The 15,907-nt window shown below is 64.6% G+C and carries 13 protein-coding genes and 1 pseudogene; 4 read left to right on the forward strand and 10 right to left on the reverse strand.

The genetic code is table 11. The annotated features are described in order from the left end of the window. Positions 1–40: 40 nt before the first annotated feature. Entirely contained in the window at positions 41–1,051 is a 1,011-nt protein-coding gene (locus tag SCD90_RS07455; RefSeq protein ID WP_319844022.1) for a chemotaxis protein CheB, read from the forward strand. On the opposite strand, the gene SCD90_RS07460 is transcribed toward SCD90_RS07455, so the two are convergent. From SCD90_RS07460 to SCD90_RS07470, 4 genes and pseudogenes are all read right to left on the reverse strand, one after another. Then, the gene (locus SCD90_RS07460) at positions 1,052–2,998 is read right to left on the reverse strand and encodes a CheR family methyltransferase (protein ID WP_319844023.1); all 1,947 of its coding nucleotides are present in this window, start codon (positions 2,996–2,998) and stop codon (positions 1,052–1,054) included. A 124-nt stretch (positions 2,999–3,122) separates the two neighbouring features. After that, positions 3,123–3,293 (reverse strand): annotated as a pseudogene (locus SCD90_RS16605) (hypothetical protein); the annotation flags it as partial. A gap of 130 nt (positions 3,294–3,423) precedes the next feature. Next, a complete protein-coding gene (locus SCD90_RS07465; protein WP_319844024.1) occupies positions 3,424–4,098 on the reverse strand; it encodes an HWE histidine kinase domain-containing protein in 675 nt (224 codons plus the stop codon). 27 nt (positions 4,099–4,125) lie between these two features. Beyond that, positions 4,126–4,785: a Crp/Fnr family transcriptional regulator gene (locus tag SCD90_RS07470; protein ID WP_319844025.1), complete on the reverse strand. Its 660-nt coding sequence runs from the start codon at positions 4,783–4,785 to the stop codon at positions 4,126–4,128. Between the two features lie 416 nt (positions 4,786–5,201). Here SCD90_RS07470 and SCD90_RS07475 point away from each other — a divergent pair, with 416 nt between their 5' ends. From SCD90_RS07475 to SCD90_RS07485, 3 genes are all read left to right on the forward strand, one after another. Then, positions 5,202–6,008, forward strand: coding sequence for a transglutaminase-like domain-containing protein (locus SCD90_RS07475; protein ID WP_319844026.1), 807 nt, complete (start codon positions 5,202–5,204; stop codon positions 6,006–6,008). 139 nt (positions 6,009–6,147) lie between these two features. Beyond that, complete coding sequence (locus SCD90_RS07480; RefSeq protein WP_319844027.1) at positions 6,148–6,318, forward strand: hypothetical protein; 171 nt, start codon at positions 6,148–6,150, stop codon at positions 6,316–6,318. 128 nt (positions 6,319–6,446) lie between these two features. Then, positions 6,447–7,835 (forward strand): cytochrome P450, encoded by a 1,389-nt coding sequence (locus SCD90_RS07485; RefSeq protein ID WP_425265653.1) that lies wholly within the window; start codon positions 6,447–6,449, stop codon positions 7,833–7,835. Positions 7,836–7,850: 15 nt separating this feature from the next. Here SCD90_RS07485 and SCD90_RS07490 read toward each other — a convergent pair whose 3' ends face one another. The 6 genes from SCD90_RS07490 to SCD90_RS07515 all read right to left on the reverse strand — a co-directional run bounded on the left by SCD90_RS07490 (position 7,851) and on the right by SCD90_RS07515 (position 15,238). Next, complete coding sequence (locus SCD90_RS07490; RefSeq protein WP_319844028.1) at positions 7,851–8,906, reverse strand: DUF2218 domain-containing protein; 1,056 nt, start codon at positions 8,904–8,906, stop codon at positions 7,851–7,853. Beyond that, a complete protein-coding gene (locus SCD90_RS07495) occupies positions 8,903–9,742 on the reverse strand; it encodes an ABC transporter ATP-binding protein (RefSeq protein ID WP_319844029.1) in 840 nt (279 codons plus the stop codon). Before SCD90_RS07495 ends, SCD90_RS07490 begins: the two co-directional genes overlap by 4 nt. After that, positions 9,739–10,773: a FecCD family ABC transporter permease gene (locus tag SCD90_RS07500; protein ID WP_319844030.1), complete on the reverse strand. Its 1,035-nt coding sequence runs from the start codon at positions 10,771–10,773 to the stop codon at positions 9,739–9,741. Before SCD90_RS07500 ends, SCD90_RS07495 begins: the two co-directional genes overlap by 4 nt. 2 nt (positions 10,774–10,775) lie before the next feature. Next, the gene (locus SCD90_RS07505) at positions 10,776–11,801 is read right to left on the reverse strand and encodes a FecCD family ABC transporter permease (RefSeq protein ID WP_319844031.1); all 1,026 of its coding nucleotides are present in this window, start codon (positions 11,799–11,801) and stop codon (positions 10,776–10,778) included. Positions 11,802–11,820: 19 nt separating this feature from the next. Continuing rightward, positions 11,821–12,813, reverse strand: a complete 993-nt coding sequence (locus tag SCD90_RS07510) for an iron-siderophore ABC transporter substrate-binding protein (protein ID WP_425265654.1) — start codon at positions 12,811–12,813, stop codon at positions 11,821–11,823. Positions 12,814–12,949: 136 nt separating this feature from the next. Further along, positions 12,950–15,238: a TonB-dependent receptor gene (locus SCD90_RS07515; RefSeq protein ID WP_319844032.1), complete on the reverse strand. Its 2,289-nt coding sequence runs from the start codon at positions 15,236–15,238 to the stop codon at positions 12,950–12,952. Positions 15,239–15,907: the final 669 nt, after the last annotated feature.

The raw sequence follows: 15,907 nt of genomic DNA on the forward strand, positions 1-15,907 counted from the left end.
CTCGAAGCTCCTGCTTCGTTTCACTTAGCTAGGAGCCACGATGACGACGAGAGACATCATAGTGATCGGCGCTTCGGCGGGTGGGGTCGAGGCGCTTCAGCGTCTCTGCGCCAGCCTGCCGGCGGACCTCCCGGCCTCCATCTTCGTCACACAGCATCTTTCGCCGTCTGCAAGAAGCGTGCTCCCGCAATTGCTCGACCGTGTGGGTCCGCTGCCGGCGCGCTCACCGGCCGATGGCGACCCCGTGGAAACGGGCACCATCTATGTGGCGGCCCCGGACCACCACATGCTGCTGCGCGAGGGCAAGATCCTCATGCGCCGCGGCCCGAACGAGAACCGCACCCGGCCGGCCGTGAACGCGCTCTTCCGCTCGGCGGCGCTTGCCTATGGAGGGCGCGTGATCGGCGTGGTGCTGACCGGGCTTCTGGATGACGGCACGGACGGGCTGATCGCGATCACCGCCGCCGGCGGCCTGTCGGTGGTGCAGGATCCCGACGACGCGGCATGGCCATCCATGCCGCGCAACGCGCTGAAGCGGGACCATGTCAGCCATGTCGTGCCGCTGTCGGGGCTTGGCGATCTCCTGACATCGCTCGTGGCGGAGGAAGCCGGCCCCAGCATTCCTCTGCCGGACGAATACAGGGTCGAGGATCAAATGGCCGCTCTGGAGTTTGCCGTCATGGACAGCGAAATCATCACCCCGGGTCAACCCAGCCACATCTCGTGCCCCGATTGCGGCGGCGTGCTGAACCGCATCGACACCCAGGATGAAATCCGCTTCCGGTGTCAGGTCGGCCACGCCTTCACGCCGCTGGGCCTCGCCGCCGCCCAGAGCGATGAGCTGGAACGAGCTCTGGGCATCGCCGCACGCACGCACCGCGACCGCATCCGCCTTTTCGAGCAGATGGGGGCCAGCGCCCACATGCGGGGTCTCCCGCGTGCCGAGGGACGCTGGAAGGAGGCGGCAGACGAGTCATCGCGCATGATCGAGGTGCTGGAGGACGCGATGTCGACCTTGCGCAAGACCGCCACAGGCGACGATGTCGGCTGATCAGCCGCTGGCCTGCGCCAGTTCCTGACGTTCGGTCGTGTCGTGCACCATCGCAAGCAGTATCGGCGGATGCTCTTCCGCGAAGTACTGCATGCAGATCTCGGCGGGGTAGTTCCGGTCCGCTGCCCTCAACGTGGTTTCGAAGACGACCTCCGACTTCTGCCCGTTCATCAGCGGCATCAGCATGGTCTTCAAAGCCCCTGCAACAGGCGCTTCCAGCACGTCGATCAGGCTCATCTGCAGCAATTTCTGCTTGCCGTAGCCAAGCTTCTGGCTGGCGCCCTCATTCACGAGCATGAAGCGGAGCGAGGCCGGATCCAGGAAGTAGATCTCGTTCAAGGACTTCCCCACGACGCGGCCGAGATAGCGGACATATTCCTCCCTGTGCCTCTCCTCGGTCACGTCCTTGAAGAGCAGGACGAGGCCATGGCTTTCCTCGTTCTCGTCCCGTAGGGGCGATATCGTGACCTGACACAGGATGCGGCGGCCGCGCCGGTCCACCCCTTCGAGTTCACGCTCCACCTGCTCCTTCTTGGTGGCACTCACAGAGGCGAGCTCTTCCACCAGCTGCTGGACGGGCATGCCGATGTCCAGATCGTTCAGTGCGGTTCCGACCACCTCGTCCGCCCTCAGGCCCCAGGCGTTCTCGTTCCAGCGGTTCCAGCTCTGGATCTTGAGCTTGCGGTCGAGCACGATGATCCCGCCGTTCATGCTGCGCAGTACGGATTCCAGGTAGATCCGGTAGCTGGTGGCCTGTTCGGCCTGGATGCGCAGTTCCTCGTTGACCGATTCCATCTCCTCGTTGCTGGAGCGCGCCTCCTCGTTCAGCGTCTCCAGCTCTTCGTTTGTGGACTGAAGCTCCTCGTTCGTGGTCTCCAGTTCCTCGTTCGTGGACTGGAGCTCCTCATTGGTGGTCTCCAGTTCCTCGTTCGCGGACTGAAGCTCCTCGATGGAATTCTCAAGGCTCTCCTGCGCCGTCTCGAGCTCACGCTCCAGCCCGTACATGCGCGTGGTGTCGGCAAACAGCAGCACGACCGCATGGGCGCTGCCATCGGGGCGGCACAGAGGCCGTATGTCGATCGTCAGCCGCATCACCTCGGTCTGGGTGAGGCGGTATTCCTGGTCCTCGAGCTTGATGCTGCGCCGCTGGCGAAACACCTCCTCGATGGGGCCGCGAAGTTCCATCGGGCGGTATGAGATCGGCAGGTCCTGGAAGGGCCGTCCGATATCGACGTCGCCAATGCCGAGCAGGTGGCGCGCGGGCTTGTTGGCGACTGCCACCGCCCCGCTTTCATCCACGACGAGCAGGGCCGTTCCGGATTCGTTGAGCACGGATTCGAGAAGCTGCGTGCTTGGCAGTTGGGCCTCTACCCGGGAAATGCGGCTGCCGCCGAAGCCCGACGGGGACGGCCTTCGCCATTCCTGGGCGACCTTGCTGAAGATCCTGTGCTTGGTTTCCACGGGCCGGAACAGAGGCGAGCGGCCCAACTGGGTCTCGGCCTTTCCGAGGAAGAGGAAGCCCTCGCCGCTGAGCGCATAATGAAGGCGGGGCAGCACGATCGACTGCGTCTCGCCCTCCAGGTAGATCAGCAGGTTGCGACAGACGAGCAGGTCGATCCGCGAGATGGGTGCATCGTGGACGACATTGTGCCGTCCGAAGATCACGCATTTCCTGAGAGCGCGATCGAAGACGTAGTGATTGCTGGTCTTCTCGAAATACTTCTCGAGATATCCCGCCGGCACGTCTTCCACGTCCCGTGGGCTGTAGGTCGCCGCGCGGGCGGCCTTCAGCGCGTCCTCGTCGAGGTCCGTCGCGTAGATCTTCACCCGCTGGCAGAACTCGACGGGGCCGAGCTGCTCGGCCAGCAGCATGGCGATGGAGAAGGGCTCCTGACCCGACGCACAGCCGACGCTCCAGATGCGGATCGGCCCGGTCCGGCTCGGCACGGGCGATGAGCAGCGGCACCACCTGCGTCTTCAGCACGTCCCACGCCTCGGCGTCCCGGAAGAAGGACGTGACGTTGATCAGCACGGTGTTCAGCAGGTTCTCGAACTCGCCGGGATCGGCCTCCAGACGCCCCTGATAGGCTCCGAAATCATCCACGCCGACGGCCTCCATCCTCAGCGTGATACGGCGCTTGAGGCTGGTGCGCTTGTAGCCGCGGAAATCGAGCCCACGGCTCTCCTGGATGTGGTGCAGGAGCGCCTCAAAGGCGGGGTCTTGTTTGGTTTTCTCGGTCATGACCCCTCAAAGCGCCGGTCGCGGGCGCACCTCAATCGAGCTACCCATGGAAAGCGCCGATCGTCCACATCAAAGCGTATGAAGCCGGCACGTCACCGCGCAGCGCCATGCCATCGTGCGTCGTGCCCCCTTAAGGCACGTGAACCGTGCCGACGGCGTCGCTCATGGGCATTGTGATGCTGCAGCGCAGCCCGTCACGCTCGAAGGCGAGATCGGTTTCCGCCTTCAGTTCATAACGCAGCATACGGGTAAGCACCTCGGTGCCAAAGCCGGAACGCACGGGCTCGGCCTGGACCCGCGCTCCCTGTTCCTGCCAGAGCAGCCCGAGCCGCTGACCGCCGTCCTGCAGCGACCAATCAACCCGCACCCGGCCCTCGGCATGACCGAGGACGCCGTGCTCGATGGCGTTGACGGCAAGCTCGTGGAACGCCAGCGCCAGGATCTGGCCTGCACGCGGACGAAGACGGACGCACGGGCCATCAAGGACGGCTCTTTCGCCTTCTCCCGCGCCATAGCGGAACAGTTCCTCGGCGATCAGGTCATGCAGATCTATCCATCCGCGGCTGTCGGCCTGCGATTGCGCGCGGGCAATGGCATCCATCCTGTCCTCGATGTGAGCGATATAGGACTCGATGTCGCCTGCGCGGCTTTCCGCTGACCTGCGGATGATGGCGCGGAGCATGCCGACCGTGCTTCTCAGCCGGTGCCTGAGCTCCTCCGGCGCACCGCGCGCATCCAACAGCCGGCGTAGCCGAAGATTGTCGGCTTCCAGTTCCGCTATGCGTGTGGCGTCATTCGCATCCATGCGAAGGGTCCTGCGGCTGGTTGAGGGTTACGATGTGGAGCGTCCCGGCTGGCTGGCGGGCAATCCATTGCCAACATGCAGGTAGGCGGGATCAAAAAGCGAGATCGCCCCTAGTTCCTCAACGTCATGAATGATGAGGCGGCGGTTTCGCAGCGATATCAGGCCGGAGCCACGAAGCTCCTGAAGCGACCGGTTGACGTGCACGGTGGAAAGTCCCAGCAGGTCGCCGAGGTCCGCCTGTGTCATCGGCATGTCGAATGTATTGCCTTCCGCAAGCCCCACCAGATCAAGCCTTGCGCAAAGTTCGCAGAAGAGGTGGCCGAGCCGCTCGGATGCCGATCGCCGGCCAAGGCTTACCACGCGCTCATCCTGCATGGACATCGTCACCAGCAGATCCCACCAGAGCGCCTGGTGAATGCCCGCATTCTCCCGGGCGATACGCTGAAGCTCTTCCGGCTGCAGCCTTGCGTAAGTGACCGGCGTGAGGGCCCCGATCGAGCTGTCCTTGAGAGACGGCAATGTTCCGAACGGCTCCGACAGGTCTCCGGGAACGAAGAGCGAGATGATCTGTCTTCGACCATCCTCAAGCTGCTTGTACCGGCACGCCCACCCGTCCAGCACGAGCACGAGAGAACGGGATGACAGCCCCTCGACCTCAAGATCGCGCCCGCTTTCGGCGCTTTGCACGTGTTGAAGCAGCGGCTCGAGAACCTTCTCGTCGCTGGCGCTCAGCCTGGTGCCTTGGCCCAACTTTCTGACGAACGCGTTTGGCATGTGTGATGAAAGCTTCCGCAATCAGCGGGTTTGGTGAGCGGAAGCTTCATGACCCCTGCTCCGGCAGCCCGAAATCCCTCCCGGACCATATCCGAGCAGGGCAGGACCCATAAGTGTCACACCCGGATTGAACGAAACCGCACCCTGCGGGCACCGCGTGTGCGTCGGGCAAGCAGGCCGCGGCATGGTGGGGGACGGAGCCGCACCGGGCGCCGATCGACAAAAATCCGCCGGCCGGATCGAATTCCCGCCCCTTTGTCACACATGGCCCGGTAACATGCATCCCGGATGGAATCGGGCGGCTTTGTTCCCCCATCCGGAGGCGGGCCGTGTGCGTCGAAGTTATACATCTGTTCGTGCAGGCGAGCCTCGCCTATCGCTTTTCGCAGCCAGCCGAGGTGCTCCTGCTGATCGAGGCCGCGCGCACCCGCAGCCAATCGGTCAGCCGCGAGGAACTCCAGATCATCAGCACCGACGGGGTGGCGCGTCTCGATGATCTCCACACGGGCGAGCGGCGCGCCGTCTTTACGGCCATCGGCGATGTGGACGTGCTGTATTCCGCGGCTGTCCAGCTTACCCGCACGCCGCTTCACCTGTCCGGCGTGAAGGCGACGCCGATACGCAGCCTCCCACCGGAAGCACTCAATTATCTGCTGCCAAGCAGATACTGTCCTTCCGACCGCTTCTGCGGATTTGTCGAGCAGCAGTTCGGGGCTCTGGCGGGCGGCGACAAGATCCAGGCCATGCTCGACTGGTTGTGGACCAATATCGACTACCGGCGCGGCGTCAGCGACGGTCGCTCGACCGCTCTGGACACGTTCACCGAACGCGCTGGCGTCTGCCGCGACTTCTCGCATCTCGCGATCACCTTCTGCCGCGCCGCGAACATCCCTGCGCGTGCGGTGAGCGCCTATGCATGGAAGCTTGACCCGCCGGACATGCACGCCGTCGCCGAAGTGTATGTAGGCGGGCGCTGGCAGCTGATCGATCCGACCGGACGCGCTCCGGTGGAAGGCCTCGTCCGCGTCGCCACCGGACGAGACGCCGGCGACATCGCATTCATGACGGTGTTCGGGGAGGCGGAATTGATCGCCCAGACCTTTGCCGTGACGGAGCTCAGGAAGCGGCCCGCCTAGATCCGTGCCTTGTCCCTGCGCGATGTCGCGCCGTCCGCCGGCTGTGATGAGGTGCCGTACGTACAGTCCGGTACCGCAACAGCTGCCAGATGAACGCAGTTCACCCAAACAACGTGCGCCATTGGGTTAGGACTTGGTCATGGCCGGGGACAATCAAGCAAACGAAAGCAGTGGCGGCGACGAGCCGAAAATGCCCGCCGCAGGGCCGCATGCAAAACCGGAACTGACCAATCCGGACAACACTCCCGGGACCGGAGCATTGCCGTCGGTGGGTGAGGCTTCGGACAATGACATGCAGCCGACGAGTTGAGGCTTGCTCGGCAATCACGATGACACGTCTGGCGCCATGGCGTCCGTGGGCCGCGTTGAACTCAGGGCGGTTGATTGCCGTCGAAGACACTCAATCTGTTTTCGCGTTCAGCGATGATGGAGCGAGCGATGAGCGATGACACCTTGCCGGTAGCCGGGCCGCACCGCCCGGTCGCCCGATCCGGTCCTGCGACCATGCTGAACGTGCTCGGCGCCATCATCCGCAACCCGTTGAAAGCGTTGCCCCCGGAGATCTTCAGCGAACCAATCGTATTCTCGCGGCTCGCAGGGAAGACCAGGATACACATCGCCGATCCCGCCCTGATCCACGAGGCGCTGGTCAAGAACGCGGACGCACTTGAGAAAGGTGTGGAGGTAAGGCGCGCCCTCGGCCCCGCTTTGGGGCAAGGGCTCCTGACTTCGGATGGCCCGCATTGGCGGTGGCAGCGCCAGTCCGTCGCGGGTGCCTTCCGGCACGAGATGCTGCTGGCGCTTCAGCCGGCCATGATCGCGGTTGCCGAGCGGACGCGGGACCGCTGGTTGCGCGATGGGGCCCGCCGGATCGACATTGGACACGAGATGATGCGGACGACGTTCGACATCATCGTGGACACCATGATGTCCGGTGGCGGGGCTATCGATGTCGAGCGCGCCGAGCGTGCCATAACCGATTACCTGAAGCCGAGCGGATGGATGTTCGCACTGGCGATCCTCGGAGCACCATCATGGATGCCGCACCCCGGGCGAAGAGGTGCGGCACGCGCCGTGCACTATCTGCGCTCCAGTCTTGCCGCCATGATCGCGGAGCGCCGGCAGCAGGATGATCCAAGGCAGGACCTCGTGGCGATGCTCCTCCACGCCAGGGATCCGGAGACTGGTCGAACGATGATCGATGACGAGATCGTCGATAACCTGATGACCTTCATCACGGCAGGTCACGAGACGACGGCGCTCGGTCTTGCCTGGACATTCCACCTTCTCGCCCGGCACCCGGACGTGGAGGCCGAGGCGCTTCGCGAAATTGCGTCGGTGACAGGTGGAGGGCCTCTGCGGGCCGAGCATGTCGCTGATCTGGTCTACACCCGGCAGGTGTTCTCCGAAGCCATGCGGCTCTATCCGCCGGCGCCGATCATCACCCGAACCGCACTGCGCGACTTCCGGATCGGAGAGCACACCGTTCCTGAAGGTGCCGTCCTCTACGTGCCGATCTATGCCGTGCACCGACACTCAAAGCTCTGGACGGATCCGGAAATGTTCGACCCCCGCCGGTTCGCGCCGGATGCCGTGAAAGCCCGCCATCGCTATGCGTATATGCCTTTCGGCGGAGGTCCCCGTGTCTGCATCGGTAACGCGTTCGCGGTGATGGAAGCCGTGACCGTCCTCGCGGTTCTGCTGCCAGCGTTCCGCCTGCGGAACGGGAGCAGCACTTCGCCTCAGCCGATGATGAAGGTCACCCTGCGGCCGCAACAAAGCATCATGATGGATCTCAGCCCCGCCGACGCGAGTAATACCGGTTGACCGAGGGGTCTCCGCTCACTTCTCCCAATACCAGGCGGCATATCTCAGGCTCCGGTTGTGCCCCCGGCTGTTCAGCAGCGTCCGGATGGCACGAACATCCTCCTTCTCGCAGGCAACCCACATGAAGGTGCCGGCATCGGCCGCCGTGATGGCCTCGGTGGCTGCTTGCCGAAGGACGTTCGTCGCTCCGGCGGCGTAGCGGTCGCGGTGCAGCCACGTCACGTCGATCCTGCCGTCTGAAATGAGCGGCTGCTCTTCGTCTGCGTCTGAGACCTCGATGATGGCGCGGATGCTGGTGCCTTCGGGAACTTCCTCGGCGATGCGCGCGATGGCCGACACCGAGCTTTCGTCGCCGATCATCAGGATCGACCGCGCTTCGGGCAGGCTGCCGGAGCCGGGGCCGAGCAGAGCGATCAGATCTCCCGGCCTGGCATCACGCGCGAAGTCCGCGCCCGGTGTCGCGACGCCGGGTGTCGGATGCTGCAGGAAGTCGATCCAGAGCTCGCTGCGTTCGCGATCGACGCCCCTGATCGTGTAGGGGCGGACCACGAGCTTGTCCTCGCCTGTCGGCCAGGCGATGCGGCCATCCTCGCCATAGCCCGGCCACACCGGCGCGCGGCCCTTCGGCGGCACCAGGACGCGGACATGCATGGCCCCGCCGATGAAGGGCGCGACGTCGGCGCAGGAGAAACGCACGCGGCGCATATGCGGCGTGACGTCCTCGGCGCCGATCACCGTCACCTCATGGAGGTTTGGGACAATGTCCCGCGAGGCCGGCGTCGCCCAGGTCAGTTCCAGAGGGTCTTCGCCCGCGAAGTAGAACATGTGTTCGGCGATGCTGTTGCGCACCACCTGCAGGGCCTCCTCCGACGGGCAGGAGAGGGCGATCGCGAGCCTCTGGTCCACGCGCTCGATGGTGACGCGGCCGTAATCGCTCGTCATCAGCAGGAGATCGGCCGTGCGGCTGACCTCCGCGTGCTCGACGAAGTGCTCGCCCATCTCGTCCATCATGTGGTCGGGATCCATGGGCAGGGCCATGCCGTCCAGCTTGAATTCCTGCACATCACTCATGGCTGCTCTCCCCTCTGCGATGCGTGGCCATCCAGCATGCAATGCCGGCCGATTGGAACCATGAGCGGCCGCCCCGCCGTCGGATCGGTCAAGATGCGGCTCTCCAGCCCGAAGACCGTGCGAACCGTGTCTTCGGTCAGGACATCCCCCGGCGCGCCGGAGACATGCACCCTGCCGCCGGCCAGCGCAACGAGATGATCGGCGTAGCGCGCACCGAGGTTCAGGTCGTGCAGCACCATCACGACCGTCGTTCCACGCGACCTGTTTAGGTCCACCAGAAGATCGAGAACCTCGACCTGATGGTTGATGTCGAGAAAGGTGGTCGGCTCGTCCAGCAGCAGGATCTCGGTCTGCTGGGCCAGGGCCATGGCGATCCAGACCCTCTGGCGCTGGCCGCCGGAGAGCTCGTCCACCGAGCGCTCTGCGAGATCGGTCGTGTGGGTCGCCCTCAGCGCATGCTCTACAGCGTCCTCGTCCGCGCGGGTCCACGAGGAGAAGAGACCGTGATGCGGGTGACGGCCGCGCCGGACAAGATCGTCGACGAGGATGCCTTCCGGCGCGATGGGCGATTGCGGCAACAAGCCGATGGTGCGGGCGAGTTCGCGCGTCGGCGTCTGGTGGATGGCTTTTCCGTCCAGCAGCACCTGCCCCTTCGTGGGGACAATGAGGCGCGACATGGTGCGCAGCAGCGTGGACTTGCCCGAGGCGTTGGCGCCGACGATCACGGTGATCTTGCCGGGCGGCACGTCGAGGTCGAGCGTCCGCAGGATCTCGGTGTCGCCATAGCTCGCCGAAAGCTGGCTGACCTTGAGGACGTGGCGGGGGTGATCCGTCATAGCGACCTTCCGCTCCGGTTGATGCGGATGATGAGATAGAGGAGGTAAGGCGCACCGAGCGCGCCCGTCACGACGCCGACGGGCAGGCGGCTCGGCAGCAGGAACTGCCCCGTATAGTCCGCGGCAAGCGTCAGGACGGCGCCGATCAGCGCTGCCGGCAGCAGCAGCGATCCGCCGCCCCCCACGATGCGCGCGGCGATCGGTCCAGAGAGGAACGAGACGAAGGCGATCGGCCCCGTCAGCGATGTTGCGGAGGCGATCATGCCGACGGCCGCAAGGATGACGAGGATGCGGGTTCTCGCGACCTTCACGCCAAGAGCGGCGGCGGTGTCGTCGCCCATACGCAGCACTTCCAGATCCCGCCGCTGGGTGAAGAGCAGCCCGCCCAGCACCACGAGCACAAGGAACAGGGGCAGGGCGTCGGACAACTGCGTGCCGTTGAGGCTGCCGCTGAGCCAGCGCAGCGCTTCCTGCAGGTTCCAGGCGGGCGCGCTCGACAGAACATAGGCGATGACGCTGTTCATCATGGCCGCCATGCCGATGCCCACAAGGATGAGACGTGTGCCGGCGGCGCCGTTGCGCACGGCCAGGACATAGATCAGCAAGGCGACCGCGAGCCCGGCCACCACGGCGATGACGGAGACGACCGGGCCGCTGAGCGACAGCACGACGATGGCCAGCACGGCGGCGGCGCTGGCCCCGGAGGTGATGCCGATGATGTCGGGGCTGGCCAGCGGATTGCGCAGCATGATCTGGAAGACCACGCCACCGAGGCCGAACGCCAAACCGGCCAGGACAGCCATCACGGCCCGTGGCAGGCGCAGCGTTCCAATGAGGAAGTTCGCTGCCCCGGCATCTTCGCCCAACAGGACGCGCAGCACGGTCAGCGGAGGCGTGAAGGACTGGCCCAAAGTGAGCGTCAGCATGAACAGCGACACGACGAGAGCGAGGAGAACGCCCAGCGTCAGGCGCCGTCTGCCCCGCCTTTGCCGGCGCCGGCCCGCGATGGCCCGGATGGTGTCGCTGTCCATCGTCACAGTTCACGGACCTTCTGGCGGCGCACGATCCAGATGAAGAAAGGCGCCCCGATCAGCGCCGTAATGATGGAGACCTCGACTTCGCCCGGGCGCGCGACGACGCGGCCGAGGATGTCCGCGGCGAGCAGCAGGCACGCTCCGCCCACTGCGGAAAACGGCAGGAGCCACCTGTAATCGACACCGATCAGCAGCCGGCACAGATGGGGCACGACAAGGCCGAGAAAGGCGATGGGTCCGCACAAGGCTGTGGTCGCGCCGCACAGCAGAACGGCCCCAAGCGAAGCGATGAACCTGGTCAGGGCGACGTTCTCGCCCAGCCCGGCCGCGACATCGTCGCCCAATGCAAGGGAGTTCAGCTTGCGCGCGGAAAGCAGGCTGATCGCAAAGCCCGCCGCCAGGAAATGCAGGACAGGGACGATCCGCTCGAAGGTCGCGCCGCCCACGCTGCCGGCATAGTTCTGCCAGGACTGGAGGCTGCCCGCGATGTCTCCTCGCGGAAGAATCACAGCGACGAGCAGTGATGCGCAGGCGACGGAGGTGGCGGCGCCCGCAAGGGTGAGCTTCAGCGGCGTGGCTCCGCCCGGCCCCAGCGAGCCGATCCGGAACACGAACACCGTCGCGCACGCCGAGCCAAGCAATGCGCTCCAGAGATAGGCTTCGGACGAGGTGATGCCGAACCAGGCAACGCCGACGACAACGGCCAGCGCCGCGCCGGCGTTGACGCCGAGAATGCCGGGATCGGCCAGCGGATTGCGGGTGACGCCCTGCATGACGGCACCGGCAAGGCCCAGCGCTCCACCGGCGAGGAGGGCCAGCACCATGCGTGGGATGCGGGTGGCAACCGCCGACTGCCCGACCGTTTCCGTGCCGCCGCCCAAAGCGACCAGAATATCGGCGAACGACACCTCGCGCGTGCCGACGACGACGGAGAGAGCCGCGAGAAAGGCCAGCAGGGCCAGCAAGGCTATGAGCGCGAGGCTGCGGATGCCGCCCCGGCGACCTGAGGGAACCTTGCTGAACATCGACCCGGAACCTGACCGCTCACGGAACCTTGCGAGCGGCTTCCGCAAGCTGGGCCACGTAATCCTTCAGCACCCAGGAGATCGCCAGCGGTGTCGGATTGGCGGCGGTGCCGGCCGAGTTCCTGCCGAGCACGACCACCGAACCCCTCTTGATGGCCGGCATCCTGCCGGTCAGCGGATTGTCGCGCAGCGCCTTGAGAAGGTCGGGACCGCCATAGGTGACGAAGATGTCGACATCGTCGAACAGGTCGATCTTCTCCGCGCTGATGGAGCCGGAATACTTGCCGGGCTCCGTTGCATCGAGCGCGGTCTTGGGCGATGTCATGCCCAGATCATTGAAGAACTTCACGCGGGTGTCGTTCGGCGTGTAGAAGCCGATCTTGCTCAGATCCCGCGCGCTGAGGTGGGTGACGAACATCGCGGACTTGCCGCGCAGTTCCGGGTGCTGGGCCGCGGCGTCAGAGATCTCCGCTTCGATCTTCGAGACCAGCGCATCTCCTTCAGCCGCCCGGCCGAGCGCCGTGCTGCTGATCCGGATCATGTCGCGCCATTCGGTCGACCATGGCGCCTCGGGATAGGGGACCACGGGCGCGATCTGGCTCAGGGTCGCGTAGTCCTTCGCGCTCATGCCCGAATAGGTGGCGAGGATGATGTCCGGCTGGGTCGCCGCCACGGCCTCGAAGTCGACGCCGTCGCCCTCGTTGAAAAGGACCGGAGTGGGCGCGCCCAACTCCTTCAGCCTTGCCGCGACCCAGGGCAGCACCCCGTCGCCGTCATCGTCGCCGAAGGGCGCCCGTGCGAAGCCCACCGGCACGATGCCCAGCGCCAGCGGCACTTCATGGTTCGCCCAGGCGACCGTCGCCACGCGCTCGGGTTTCTTCTTGATGATGGTCTCGCCGAGAGCGTGCTTGATGGTGATGGGGTAGGAGGCTTCCTCCGCCATGACAACGGAAGATGCGCCGAGTGTCAGGCACAGCACCGCCGCGCGGATGAGGGTTTTCAAAGAGAGCATCGGACCGGGCCTGTTCTTGGCTGACTGACGAGTCAGTGAGCGAGGCTGCAAGCCACCGGCGGCGCGGGGCTGTAGACAGAGACTTGGACGTGGTCCGAGGCGGGCTCCCTTGGGAGACCCGGCCTCGGAGTTTCACTCAGAACTTCATCGCGACGGAGCCAACGAAGGTGCGGGGCGACGCCACGGTCACGAAATTGCCGGTGGTGAGCCAGTAGGTCTCGTCGAAGACGTTCTCGACATTGAGGCGGACAGTGACCGGAGTGTCTTGCACGACCGTCTCGTAGCGTGCGCCAAGATCGACACGCGTCCAGTCCGGGAATTCCAACCCATTGTCGTTGGTGAGGTAGGAGCCCGAGGTGTAGATGACGCGACCGTTGACAGACAGTCCGTCAACCCAGGGCGTATCCCACTCAAGGCTGGCGGACGCCGTGAAGTCCGGCACTCCGGCAACGTCGTTTCCGCGCTGGGCTGCGTTGGCCGGGTTGGTGAGTTCGGGATCGAGGAACGTGACACCGGCGATGCCGCGCAGGCCCGGGACGATCTCGCCAAAGGCCGAGAGCTCCAGGCCGCGGCGCCGCTCCTCGCCGTCATAGGCCCGAAAGTTGTCTGCCGTCGTGATCAGCGTCGGGCGGGTTATCTGGAAGATGGCGGCTGTGGTCGTGATGCGGCCCCAGTCCACCTTCACGCCGACTTCCTGCTGTTCCGACTTGAAAGGATCGAGGATTTCCCCCTCGTTGGCGTAAGGGGCGTTAATCACCGCGCCTTGGCTGAGGCCTTCCGCGTAACTGGCGTAGATGGACACGTTCTGCAGAGGCTTCACCACGATACCGAACAACGGCGAGGTGGCGTCAGTCTCGTCATCTCGTTGAGGGTTCGTGCGAAAGTTCTGCTGCCTGATCTGCTGATGACGGACGCCAGCGGTGAACAGAACCAAATCATCGAAGAACGACATGGTGTCCGACGCCGCGTAGCTCTTGAACGTCGTTTCTGATGCTGCGTAGGGATCGATACGGTCTGCCGTGATCGGCGGGAGCGGCGACGGGTTGTAGATGTTCGACGGTACCGAGAACGCACCAGGTGTGTAGGCGTTGTCAGCTTTCTGGAAGTAGCCGGTGAAGCCGACGTTCAAGGAGTGAGAGATGGCGCCAGTGTCGAACTTGGCGCGCAGTCCGGCATTGGCACTGTCGGTTGAAGTTTCGGAGTCATAGAAACCATTGAGAACACGGAAATTGCCGTTCTCATCCATTCCGTTGGAGGCCGGAATTGCAGGAGATGTCGGCGTGGCCGGAACAGCAGCTGTACGTGAGTCCGGGAAGACCTGCTCGTTCGTTCCCCAGCGATGGCCATAGCCGGCATAGGCCGTCAGCCAGTCAGTGACATCATACTCGGCGAAGGTCGCGATCGTATGATCGTGCTGCTCGAGTTCCGTACCGGGATACCAGTTGCTGCGCGCATCCGGCGGACGGGGGATGAAGGGCACCGTCGGGCGGATCGTCATCTGCGGACGGAAATTGTCCGTGTAGTCGTTCTGGGTGATGACATCGAGTGCCCAGCGGAAGCGCTCGCCGTCATAGTCGACGGACAGGGCGCCGACGCCGGACGTCCAGTCGCCGTCCTCGATGGAGGCCTCACCCGTGCGGCCGACACCATTGAAGCGGATGCCCCACTCCTTGTTGTCGCCAAAGCGACGATTGAAGTCGATGGCGGTGCCGATATTGCCCTCGCTGATGAAGCTGGGCGTTACAATCGTGAACGGCTCGTCGACCGCGCGCTTGCTGATGATGTTGATGCTGCCGCCGACGCTGCCGCCCGGAGGAATGCCGTTGATGAAGGCGGCCGGACCCTTCAGGAGCTCGATGCGCTGGATGTACTGCGCGTTCGCCCGGTTGGAGGGGATCAGGCCATAGAGGCCGTTGAACGCCGTATCGCCGGACGAGACGCCGAAGCCACGGATCTGGAACGTATCGTCGAAGCCGTTGCTGCCCGTCGTCAGGCGCACCGAGGGATCGTTGATCAGGATGTCGGCGGCGGTCCGGGCCTGCTGGTCCTGGATCAGCTTTTCCGTGAAATTGACGGTGCTGAAGGGGGTGTTCAGCACGCTGCGGGTCCCGAGGATGCCGAGCGAACCGCCTGTCGCCACCTGACCGCCGGCATAGGCGGGAGGCACCTCGCCGAGGCGTCCCGTGGCCGCTCCTTCGCCGCTCTGCTCGGCGCCCTGGACCTCGATGGTTTCCAGTTCGACGTCCACGGCCCCGGCGGCCGTCTGAGCCGAAGCGGGCGAGGCGAGGAGCGTACCCAGCAGCAGACCGCCAATGAAGGGTGCCGTGAGCGCCGAACGGCTGAGGCCGGACAGAAATGTCTGCCGCAAGTGGCGGTGACCGCCCGCTGTGAGCAACTGCTCAACCCGACCCTTGGCGCGATGCATGTTCCCAATCCCCTGAAAGGCGCTTTGCGCTGCCCGACCCGGTCCGTCCACGAAACGGAGAAACAGATCCCAAGTCTGCAGCAACAGCGGCCCTATAACAGGTTCTGACACGGAGGCAACCAGATGAGGCGTAGATTAGCATTAGAAGAAGTCTAATCTATCGCGCGGTGGAAGAAGATGATCGGCCATCGAGAGGCGGATGCTGGCCCGTGGTGTGGTATTTACGTTTCTGGCGCGGGCGAGGCGGTGAATATTATGATGGTAGACTGCGCACATAGAGCGGTGAAGGCCGCAACTTAAGTATAGTCGGGTGATCTATCGTCAGCCCCGGCGGGCAACTGGCCGCCCTGATGCGTAAAAGGTGAATATCACCCCGCGGGGGGAGCCTTTCCCAACATAGCCCGGTGCGGGTGGGGCAGTGCTGTCCCGCAGGGCAGAGGTCATCGGGCTGAGACAGTTCGCAGGCGTTCCTCCGCAGCGGCTGAGTCTCCGAGCTTGCGCACGAGCCCGCGAGCTACAGTCTACTTTAGTATGTGGAGGGTTCCTAAAGTATACGACGGAGTTGTCAGAAAGATGACATTTTCACTACATCGGCCTGTTGCGGAAATGCTGCAGTAACGGCTCTGGCTTCGGGCTATGAACCCCGTGGGTAATCCAAGGGGGTGCGTT

Source organism: Terrihabitans rhizophilus, assembly GCF_033898525.1.
Lineage (GTDB): Bacteria > Pseudomonadota > Alphaproteobacteria > Rhizobiales > Methylopilaceae > Flaviflagellibacter > Flaviflagellibacter rhizophilus.

Coding starts and splice junctions, on each gene's coding strand:
- SCD90_RS07455 (WP_319844022.1), top strand. CDS start 41: ATGACGACGAGAGACATCATAGTGATCGGCGCTTCGGCGGGTGGGGTC.
- SCD90_RS07465 (WP_319844024.1), bottom strand. CDS start 4,098: ATGGATGCGAATGACGCCACACGCATAGCGGAACTGGAAGCCGACAAT.
- SCD90_RS07480 (WP_319844027.1), top strand. CDS start 6,148: ATGGCCGGGGACAATCAAGCAAACGAAAGCAGTGGCGGCGACGAGCCG.
- SCD90_RS07485 (WP_425265653.1), top strand. CDS start 6,447: ATGAGCGATGACACCTTGCCGGTAGCCGGGCCGCACCGCCCGGTCGCC.
- SCD90_RS07490 (WP_319844028.1), bottom strand. CDS start 8,906: ATGAGTGATGTGCAGGAATTCAAGCTGGACGGCATGGCCCTGCCCATG.
- SCD90_RS07495 (WP_319844029.1), bottom strand. CDS start 9,742: ATGACGGATCACCCCCGCCACGTCCTCAAGGTCAGCCAGCTTTCGGCG.
- SCD90_RS07500 (WP_319844030.1), bottom strand. CDS start 10,773: ATGGACAGCGACACCATCCGGGCCATCGCGGGCCGGCGCCGGCAAAGG.
- SCD90_RS07505 (WP_319844031.1), bottom strand. CDS start 11,801: ATGTTCAGCAAGGTTCCCTCAGGTCGCCGGGGCGGCATCCGCAGCCTC.
- SCD90_RS07510 (WP_425265654.1), bottom strand. CDS start 12,813: ATGCTCTCTTTGAAAACCCTCATCCGCGCGGCGGTGCTGTGCCTGACA.
- SCD90_RS07515 (WP_319844032.1), bottom strand. CDS start 15,238: ATGCATCGCGCCAAGGGTCGGGTTGAGCAGTTGCTCACAGCGGGCGGT.